This window comes from Brevundimonas sp., from assembly GCF_036405315.1.
Lineage (GTDB): Bacteria > Pseudomonadota > Alphaproteobacteria > Caulobacterales > Caulobacteraceae > Brevundimonas.
Genome location: NZ_DASWXW010000161.1, coordinates 21,654 through 29,360, shown reverse-complemented (window position 1 = coordinate 29,360; position 7,707 = coordinate 21,654). Strand labels below are relative to the sequence as shown.

At 69.0% G+C, this 7,707-nt stretch carries 10 protein-coding genes; 4 read left to right on the top strand and 6 right to left on the bottom strand.

Features of this window, described 5'->3' with window-relative positions:
* A partial coding sequence (locus VGE49_RS10210) for an SEC-C metal-binding domain-containing protein (protein WP_331034449.1) occupies nucleotides 1-890 on the top strand: 890 nt, incomplete at its 5' end.
* 140 nt (nucleotides 891-1,030) lie between these two features.
* Nucleotides 1,031-2,194, top strand: a complete 1,164-nt coding sequence (locus VGE49_RS10205) for an aminotransferase class V-fold PLP-dependent enzyme (protein WP_331034448.1) — start codon at nucleotides 1,031-1,033, stop codon at nucleotides 2,192-2,194.
* Nucleotides 2,195-2,198: 4 nt separating this feature from the next.
* Here the strand turns inward: VGE49_RS10205 and VGE49_RS10200 are convergent, their stop codons facing one another.
* From VGE49_RS10200 to VGE49_RS10185, 4 genes are read right to left on the bottom strand one after another with little or no spacing between them, the layout of a single operon-like run.
* Entirely contained in the window at nucleotides 2,199-2,642 is a 444-nt protein-coding gene (locus tag VGE49_RS10200; protein ID WP_331034447.1) for a hypothetical protein, read from the bottom strand.
* A gap of 49 nt (nucleotides 2,643-2,691) precedes the next feature.
* Nucleotides 2,692-3,162 (bottom strand): GNAT family N-acetyltransferase, encoded by a 471-nt coding sequence (locus VGE49_RS10195; protein ID WP_331034446.1) that lies wholly within the window; start codon nucleotides 3,160-3,162, stop codon nucleotides 2,692-2,694.
* A 60-nt stretch (nucleotides 3,163-3,222) separates the two neighbouring features.
* Nucleotides 3,223-4,107 (bottom strand): alpha/beta fold hydrolase, encoded by an 885-nt coding sequence (locus VGE49_RS10190; protein ID WP_331034450.1) that lies wholly within the window; start codon nucleotides 4,105-4,107, stop codon nucleotides 3,223-3,225.
* A 5-nt stretch (nucleotides 4,108-4,112) separates the two neighbouring features.
* Nucleotides 4,113-4,607: a Fur family transcriptional regulator gene (locus VGE49_RS10185; protein WP_331034445.1), complete on the bottom strand. Its 495-nt coding sequence runs from the start codon at nucleotides 4,605-4,607 to the stop codon at nucleotides 4,113-4,115.
* A 155-nt stretch (nucleotides 4,608-4,762) separates the two neighbouring features.
* On the opposite strand from VGE49_RS10185, the gene VGE49_RS10180 reads away from it, so the two are divergent.
* Complete coding sequence (locus tag VGE49_RS10180) at nucleotides 4,763-5,557, top strand: SapC family protein (protein ID WP_331034444.1); 795 nt, start codon at nucleotides 4,763-4,765, stop codon at nucleotides 5,555-5,557.
* A gap of 99 nt (nucleotides 5,558-5,656) precedes the next feature.
* Here the strand turns inward: VGE49_RS10180 and VGE49_RS10175 are convergent, their stop codons facing one another.
* Nucleotides 5,657-6,064 (bottom strand): MaoC family dehydratase, encoded by a 408-nt coding sequence (locus VGE49_RS10175; RefSeq protein ID WP_331034443.1) that lies wholly within the window; start codon nucleotides 6,062-6,064, stop codon nucleotides 5,657-5,659.
* A gap of 13 nt (nucleotides 6,065-6,077) precedes the next feature.
* Nucleotides 6,078-7,100 carry an NADP-dependent oxidoreductase gene (locus VGE49_RS10170; RefSeq protein ID WP_331034442.1) on the bottom strand — a complete coding sequence of 341 codons (1,023 nt, stop codon included), beginning with the start codon at nucleotides 7,098-7,100 and terminating at the stop codon, nucleotides 6,078-6,080.
* A 305-nt stretch (nucleotides 7,101-7,405) separates the two neighbouring features.
* On the opposite strand from VGE49_RS10170, the gene VGE49_RS10165 reads away from it, so the two are divergent.
* Complete coding sequence (locus tag VGE49_RS10165) at nucleotides 7,406-7,702, top strand: hypothetical protein (RefSeq protein WP_331034441.1); 297 nt, start codon at nucleotides 7,406-7,408, stop codon at nucleotides 7,700-7,702.
* The last annotated feature ends 5 nt before the right edge of the window (nucleotides 7,703-7,707 follow it).

Sequence of the window (7,707 nt, the reverse complement as noted above, 5' to 3'; positions counted from 1 at the left end):
AGGCCATCAGCCACCCCTGGCTGAACCGCGCCGTCGAAACCGCCCAGAAGCGCGTCGAGGCCCGCAACTACGACATGCGCAAGAACGTGCTGAAGTACGACGACGTCGTGAACGACCAGCGCAAGGCCGTGTTCGAACAGCGTCAGGAGTTCATGGACTCCGAGGATCTGTCGGAACTGGTCGCAGACTTCCGTCTCGACGTCGTCTCCGACCTGGTCGTACGCTACATGCCGCCCAAGGCCTATGCCGAGCAGTGGGACATGGACGGTCTGGACGAGAAGGTCCGCTCCACCCTGGGCCTGGAGCTGCCGCTTAAGGACTGGGCCGCCGAGGAAGGCGTCTCGAACGAAGAGATCGAGGAGCGCATCAACGCCGCCGCCGACGCCCGCGCCGCCGAGCGTCTGGAGATGATCGGCGCCGACCAGACCCGCGGTCTGGAAAAGCAGTTCATGCTGCAGATGATTGACATGCAGTGGCGCGAGCATCTGGTCCACCTGGACCACCTGCGCGGCGTCATCGGCCTGCGCGGCTACGGTCAGCGCGACCCGCTGAACGAATACAAGACCGAAGCCTTCAACCTGTTCGAGACGTTGCTGCACGACCTGCGCCACAACGTCACCCGCTGGCTGATGACGGTCGAGTTCCGCTTCGAGGCGCCGCCCGCGATGGAGATGCCCGAGTTCCAGGAAATCCACCTGAACCCCGGCACCGGCGAGAACGAAATGGCCAATCCGTCGGCTCAGAACCCCGAAGGCATGCTGACCGGCGACGATCGTTCGAAACTGCCGGTCGAGGCCCTGCCCGTCGGTTGGGAACGCACCAGCCGCAACGCCGACTGCCCCTGCGGCTCCGGCCGCAAGTTCAAGCACTGCCACGGCAGCTTGATCTGAGAATGAAGAGGCGGGTTCGCGAAAGCGGCCCGCCTTTTTCATTACTTCCGCTCATCCCCGCTTCCGCGGGGATGAGCGGTTGAGAGAAGCTGGCCTGCCTTTTCACTTGGGCCGTCCGCTGATCCGGGTAAGGTCGGGGCATGAGCTACAAGCCCCTCTTCTCGCGCGCCCTGGGTCTCGATCCCGAGCGGCTGCATTTCGCCGCCCACAGCCATCACCTTTGGCCCGACGCCAGTTTCGACGCCCAGGTCCAGGCCTGGGCCGAGGCCAACCGCTTCGCCGACCGCAAGTGGGACCTGGTGTTCGGCGAGGTCATTCCCGAGGCGCAGAAACATGTGGCGCGGGAGCTGAACCTGCCCTCGCCCGACAGCCTGATCTTCACCTCCAACACCCACGACCTGCTGATCCGTCTGGTGTCCGGGGTCGAGAAGAAGCCGGTGCGCATCCTGTCCACCGACGGTGAGTTCCACTCCTTCCGCCGCCAGTCCGAGCGTTGGGAAGAGGCGGGCGAGGCCGTGGTCACGCGGGTGCCGCTGCAGCCCTTTTCCACCTTCGCTGACCGCTTCGTCGCAGCGGCGCGGGCGGGCGGGCATGACCTGATCCTGGTCAGCCAGGTCTTCTTCCGCACCGGCCAGGTGTTCGACGCCCTCTCCGACCTGGCGGTCCTGGCCGACCCGGCGGGCCCCTGGGTGGTGGTCGACGGCTATCACGGCTTCATGGCCACGCCGACCGACCTGTCGAGCGTGGCGGACAGGATCTTCTATCTGGCCGGCGGCTACAAATACGCCATGGCCGGCGAAGGCGCCTGCTTCCTGCACGCGCCGCCCGGATTCTGCCCGCGCCCGGTCATCACCGGCTGGTTCGCCGAATTCGGCCATCTGGAAGGCCCGCCCGGCGGGGTCCAGTACCGCACCGACGGCGGCCGCTTCTGGGGAGCCACCTTCGACGTCAGCGCCCTCTACCGCCTCAACGCCGTGCGCCGGATGCTGGACGAGCAGGGCCTGACCACCGCCGCCATCGCCGCCCATGCGCGCAAGCTTCAGGCCCGCTTCCAGACGGCGATCCGGAACGGCGAGGCCGGCGCCCTGTCGCAGGCCGAGATCCTCAATCCGGTCGAGGGCGACGCGCCCCGCGCCCGCTTCCTGGCCCTGCGTTCCGACGAGGCCGCGCGCTGGAAGGCCGACCTGCAACACATGAACGTGGTCACGGACGTGCGCGACGACGTCATCCGCTTCGGCTTCAGCCTCTATCAGTCCGAAGAGGACGTGGAGCGGCTGATCCACGCCTGCGCCCGCCTGACCTGACGGCTCAGAAGAACAGGCTGTCGTCCTGACGCTGCGCCTCGGGCGGGCGTCGGGGGGCGGCCGGTCGCGGCGCGGGCCGCGTAGGGGGCGCCGGAGCGGCGCGAGACGGCGCCGCTTCAGCCTCAGCGACGAGGCGATCATCCCCGTCATCGAAGATCGAACGCCAGAGCGAGGTCGCGGCTCTCGGCGGCGTCTCGACCGGGATCTGGACCGGCGGAGGCTTTCCGGGCCCCACGGCCGGATAAGGCACAGGCGACGTCGCTTCCGCGTTCCGGCTGAGCGGCGGCGCGGGCGCGAAGGCTGCGACACCCTCTGGCGTTGATCCGCGCGGGTCGGCCGCCTTCCACAGAATGGCCATGCCCAGCGCCAACAGGATCAGGCCGATCACGGCGCCGATCAACGACCCCAGAAGGAGGCGCGGCAAACTGGAGGGGGCGGACGACGACATCGTGTCTCAGGCCTACCACCGAACCGCCTGACGACAACCCCGGTTCGCATCAGAGCCCCGCCCGCATTGCCTCGGCCGTCCAGCGCACCACCACCTTTTCCTCCTGATCAGCGCCCAGGCGCCCATAGAAGCGCCGCGCCCCGTGGTTGTCGGTCTGAACTTCCCAGCGCCCCGCCAGCCCTTCGGCCGACGCCTCGGCCGCAAAGGCTCGCATCAGGGCCTCGCCGACGCCGGCGCCGCGTGCGCCGTCTGCGACGAACAGGTCGTCGAGGTTGAGATAGTCGCCGCCGCGCCAGATGCCGTAGACCCGCGTCCAGGAGACGAAGCCGACCGCCCGGCCGTCGATTTCCGCCAGCAGGAAGACGGCGCGCGGCGGCGCGGCCGACAGAGCCCGCCGCAAGCTGTCGGGCGTGGCGGCCAGATAGGCGGCTAGGCCCTCGTGCTCGGCGAGCGCCCGCATCAGGGCGTGGACCTGTTCGACGTCGTCGACCGTCGCGCGGCGCACCTGAAATTCCGACATCGTGAAACCCGCCCCGAATGTTCTTGTTTTGTCAGCGTCCTTGCGGCCCAGCGCCGCGGTTCAGACCGCCAGCTCGAGCAGGGCGTCGCGCGCGACATCGGCATGGGTCATGGGGAAGAGGTGCCCGCCGCCCGCCACCGTCTCCACCCGCCGCGCCCCGGCCGCGGTCACGGGCACGGCGCACAGGCTGCCGGTTCCAGCCTTGAGGATGCGGATCGCCCCGGGATAGCGCCGCAGGGCGCGCCAGGGATTATGCGCCTGGGCCGCATAGTTGGAGGCCTCCCAGTCCGGGGCGCAGGTCAGTTCGAGGCCCTGATCCGTCTCGCGCAAACCGTCGACCAGATAGTCGGCCAGCATCATGTCGGGCCAGCCCTTGAAGGCCCCGCGCCCGCGATAGCCGGCCAGGGCCTGCTCGCGGCTGTCGAACAGGGCGCGGCGTCTGCGCGTGCCGGCCACGATGGGATTACGCTCGGCCAGCCGCCCGACCAGGGGCAGGTTCATCATCAGCACCATCTCGCGCCGCCAGATCACCGGGTCCAGCAACAACAGGCGCGACACGCGCTCGGGCCGTTCGGCCGCCGCCATCAGGCCGCTGGTCCCGCCGATGGAATGGCCCGCCAGGGCCACGGGCGGCCCGTCGACGGCGTCCAGAAGCGCGATCAGGTCGTCGCGGTGATCCCTCCAGCCGCGCCGCCCTTCGAGCCGGACGGGCAGGCGCGTGCGGCCATGACCGCGCAGATCCGGCGCCCAGATGCGCAGGGCGCCGGACAGGGGCTGCAGCAGGGCGCGATAGGTCCAGGCGTTGAAGCCGTTGGCGTGGGCGAAGACCAGGTCGACCGGCCGCTTCGGATCGCCGAAGTCGAGCACGGCCATCTCGCCGCCGCCCCATCGATTGTCGACAGGGACCGTCAGACGTCGCGGCGCCGACAGGGCCAGGGCGTCCATCGGCGTCAGGCCGCCACGCGGCAGGCCGGGCAACGGCCGTGGCCCTCGATGGTGGTGCGTTCGATGGCGTAGCCCGCCGCCGAAGCAGCCTCGGCGAAGGCGTCGCCGCCAGCCACGGCGACCTCTTCGGTCGCCCCGCAGCAGTCGCAGATCAGGAAGGCGGCGGCGTGGGCGCGGCTGCCGTCGGTGTCGGCGGTGCAGGCGACATAGGCGCTGATGGAGGCGATGCGGTGCACTACGCCTCGACGTTCCAGGAACTCCAGGGCGCGATAGACCGTCGGCGGCTTGGCGGCCTGACCGTCGGCGCCGTAGCGGGCGATCAGGTCATAGGCCTTGACCGGCTCGCCCGCCGCCAGCAGCAGCTCCAGCACCCGACGACGCGGGGCGGTCATGCGCTCGCCCTCGGCGGCGCAGCGCGCCTCGACCGAGACAAGCGCCTGCTCGACCTCGGCGTGGCCGGGTCGGCTGTCGGCATGATCGTGATCGCAAGCGGCGCCCATGCCCCACAGCTAAGGGGTCGCAGGCCGCACCGCAACCGGCGCCGGCGCCGCATGGCCTGTCCGCGTCCGGCGTTCGTCGAACCGTCACGTTTGCCGCGCGCCCGGCCATAGGCTAGAAGGCCCGACCTTTCTGTTCAGAGCCGATCCGTACCCACATGACCGACACCACGTCCCAAGCGTCCGGCGCCCTGTCCGGCAACGTCCTGTTCTACACGCAGCCGGAGCCGATCTCGCTCGAAGCCCACGGCAAGCTGGGCGTGACCCCGGCTGACAAGCCCTACGCCTTCGTCGCCCAGACCAACATCGTGCCGCTGACCGTGACCGAGTTCGCGCCCGCCGCCCTGTCCTATCCGATCGTCTTCGTCGGCGACCTGAAGCAGCCGGTCGTGGCCATGGGCCTGCGCCAGAACGACAACCTGTTCATCCAGAACGGCGACTTCCGTCCTGACGCCTACATCCCGGCCTACGTGCGCCGCTATCCCTTCGTCTTCGCCAACGACGAAGGCCAGAACCGCATGATCCTGTGCATCGACCGCGCCGCCGGCTTCGTCGGTGAAGGCGGCGAGGTTCCGCTGTTCGAGAACGGTCAGCCCAGCGACTACGTCAATAACGCGATGGAGTTCTGCAACAACTTCGAGCAGGAGCGCCTGCGCACGGAGTCCTTCGTCAAGCTGCTGATCGACCTGGATCTGTTCGAAACCCGCGAAGCCTCCTTCACGCCGCGCAACCCGGACGGCTCGGCCGGCCAGGTTCAGAAGCTGGCCGAGTATTTCGCCGTGTCGGAAGACAAGCTGAAGGCCCTGCCGGCCGAGAAGCTGGCCGAGCTGCGCGACAACGGCGCCCTGGGCCAGATCTATGCTCACCTGGTGTCGCTGCTGGGCTGGGACCGCCTGATCGCCATGGCCTTCACGCGCGCCGCCGCCGAAACCCCGGCCGCCGCCAACGCCTAAGAAGTTCCAGGCGGCCTAACGCGCATTCGCGCTGCTTGAGGCCATTTGGAGCTCTGAAATGAAACGCCCCGTCGGGAAACCGGCGGGGCGTTCTTCTGTTCAGCGCCGGGCGATCAGGCCGCGGGTCAGGCAGGAGAAGACCAGCCGCCCCGCCTCGTCCAGCAGATCCTGCTGGGCGATCACGATGCCCTTCTCGTCGCCGACCGGGTCCTTGCCCATGACGGTCAGCCGGCCGCGCAGCAGTTCGCCCGGCGGCGGATTGCGCAGGAAGCGCAGGCCGTCGACCGCCAGCGTCTTGGCCCCCGCCCAGCCGCCCGCCTTCTCGACCGACAGCCGGCTCCACAGGGCGTAGACCAGGGCGTCCGGCGCGCCGTAGGCGACGTCCCACCCCGGCGCGAACCGCTCGGCGAAGACATCCAGGGCCTCGGCGTCCACGGCGCAGGCGCCCAGGGGGATGACCTGGCCGACCTCAAGGTCCTCGAAATGGACATGCAGCGGTTCGGTCATCCCGTCAGGCTCCTCAGGCGGCGGGTTCTTCCGACACCCGCACCAGCAGCTTGCCGTCATGGTCGCCGGTGAACAAGCGGTTCAGCGACGTCACCGCTCCTTCCAGACCGTCGTCGACGTGGACCTTCCACTGAATCTTCCCGTCGGCCAGCCAGGGGCCCATCTCCGCGACCATCTCCCGGGCGCGATGGGCGTAGTCCAGCACCAGGAAGCCCTGGACGTTCAGACGATGGGTGATGATGCGGCTGAAGTTCGGCGACGGCGGCATCCGCGTGGCGTTGTAGCTGGAGATCAGACCGCAGACGGCCATGCGGGCATGGACGTTCAGCCGGTTCCACACGGCGATCATGATGTCGCCGCCAACGTTTTCGAAATTGAGGTCGACGCCGTTCGGCGCCAGCCGGTCCAGGGCCTCGCCTACGTCCTCGTTCTTGTAGTCGACGGCGGCGTCGAAGCCGAGGTCCTCGGTCAGCCAGCGGCACTTCTCCGGACCGCCGGCGATGCCGATGACGCGCGCGCCGCGCTGCTTTGCGACCTGGCCGGCGATGGAGCCCACGGCGCCCGCCGCCGCCGAGATCACCATCGTCTCGCCCGCCTTGGCCTTGAGCACGTCGGTGACGCCGAAATAGGCGGTCAGGCCGGTCATCCCCAGCACCGAAAGATTGGCCGTCAGCGGCAGTCCCGGCGCCCGGTGCACCGGGCGCAGCCCCTGCTCAGGGACCACCGCATAGTCGGCCCAGCCGCCGGACAGGGGCGTGACGATGTCGCCTGGCTTGAACCGTTCGGACTTCGACTGCTCGACCACCCCCAGGGTCAGGCCGCGCATGACCTCGCCCAGCCCCACCGGCGGCAGATAGCCTTCGGAGTCGTTCATCCAGGTGCGGTTGGTCGGATCGAGCGACAGATAGATCGTGCGGACCAGCGCCTCGCCGTCCTTCAGATCCGGCACGGGCGACTCGACCAGTTCCAGGTCCCCGTCCTGGATCAGCCCTCTGGGCCGCTGGCGAAGAACCCACTGACGATTGCGAAGGGCCATGGCGCGTCTCCGATGCGTTTTCTTTGAGAACCCTATAGTGCGGCTTGCCGCGCCCCTGTCGAGGCCCCTCAAGAAAAAAGCGGACCGTTTTGGGCCCGCTTGAGTTGGCATCATCGAGAATGGGCGCGGAGCCGGCAGACCGGCGAGCCGGTTTTAAGTCGGGGGCTTCGCCTTCTCCGCCCTGACATAACGACAACCTGCAACGCAGGTTCCGCGCGCCGCGGGAGATAACCTCGCCCGGCTCGACCGGAACGGCCGCGCCACGGCTTGCGTTTCAGACGCAGACTTCTGACCCGGAGAGCGCGATGACCCATCAGGATCCCCACTCCCACTCCGCCGACGCCGTCGAGCACCATGCGCCGATCGAAGCCCAGTATGTCCGCCAGGGCCGGGGCGGGGTGCGCATCCTGTGGTTGCTGATCCTGTCCGGCGGGGCGGCGGCCATCCTGCTGCTCGGCATGTGGCTGCTCAGCAACGGCGGCTTCCAGACCGTCAATCCCGACGCCGGCGGCACGCGCGCCGATTCCGCCGCCTTCAACCGTCCCAGCGGATCGCCGCCCGCCGCCGCACCGCCTGCGGCCCCCGCTCCGCCCCCCTCCTGACAGCC

Excerpts from the sequence above, each read along its gene's own strand:
- VGE49_RS10180 (WP_331034444.1), top strand. The coding sequence starts at position 4,763 with ATGACCGACACCACGTCCCAAGCGTCCGGCGCCCTGTCCGGCAACGTC.
- VGE49_RS10195 (WP_331034446.1), bottom strand. The coding sequence starts at position 3,162 with ATGTCGGAATTTCAGGTGCGCCGCGCGACGGTCGACGACGTCGAACAG.
- VGE49_RS10165 (WP_331034441.1), top strand. The coding sequence starts at position 7,406 with ATGACCCATCAGGATCCCCACTCCCACTCCGCCGACGCCGTCGAGCAC.
- VGE49_RS10170 (WP_331034442.1), bottom strand. The coding sequence starts at position 7,100 with ATGGCCCTTCGCAATCGTCAGTGGGTTCTTCGCCAGCGGCCCAGAGGG.
- VGE49_RS10190 (WP_331034450.1), bottom strand. The coding sequence starts at position 4,107 with ATGGACGCCCTGGCCCTGTCGGCGCCGCGACGTCTGACGGTCCCTGTC.
- VGE49_RS10200 (WP_331034447.1), bottom strand. The coding sequence starts at position 2,642 with ATGTCGTCGTCCGCCCCCTCCAGTTTGCCGCGCCTCCTTCTGGGGTCG.
- VGE49_RS10185 (WP_331034445.1), bottom strand. The coding sequence starts at position 4,607 with ATGGGCGCCGCTTGCGATCACGATCATGCCGACAGCCGACCCGGCCAC.
- VGE49_RS10175 (WP_331034443.1), bottom strand. The coding sequence starts at position 6,064 with ATGACCGAACCGCTGCATGTCCATTTCGAGGACCTTGAGGTCGGCCAG.
- VGE49_RS10205 (WP_331034448.1), top strand. The coding sequence starts at position 1,031 with ATGAGCTACAAGCCCCTCTTCTCGCGCGCCCTGGGTCTCGATCCCGAG.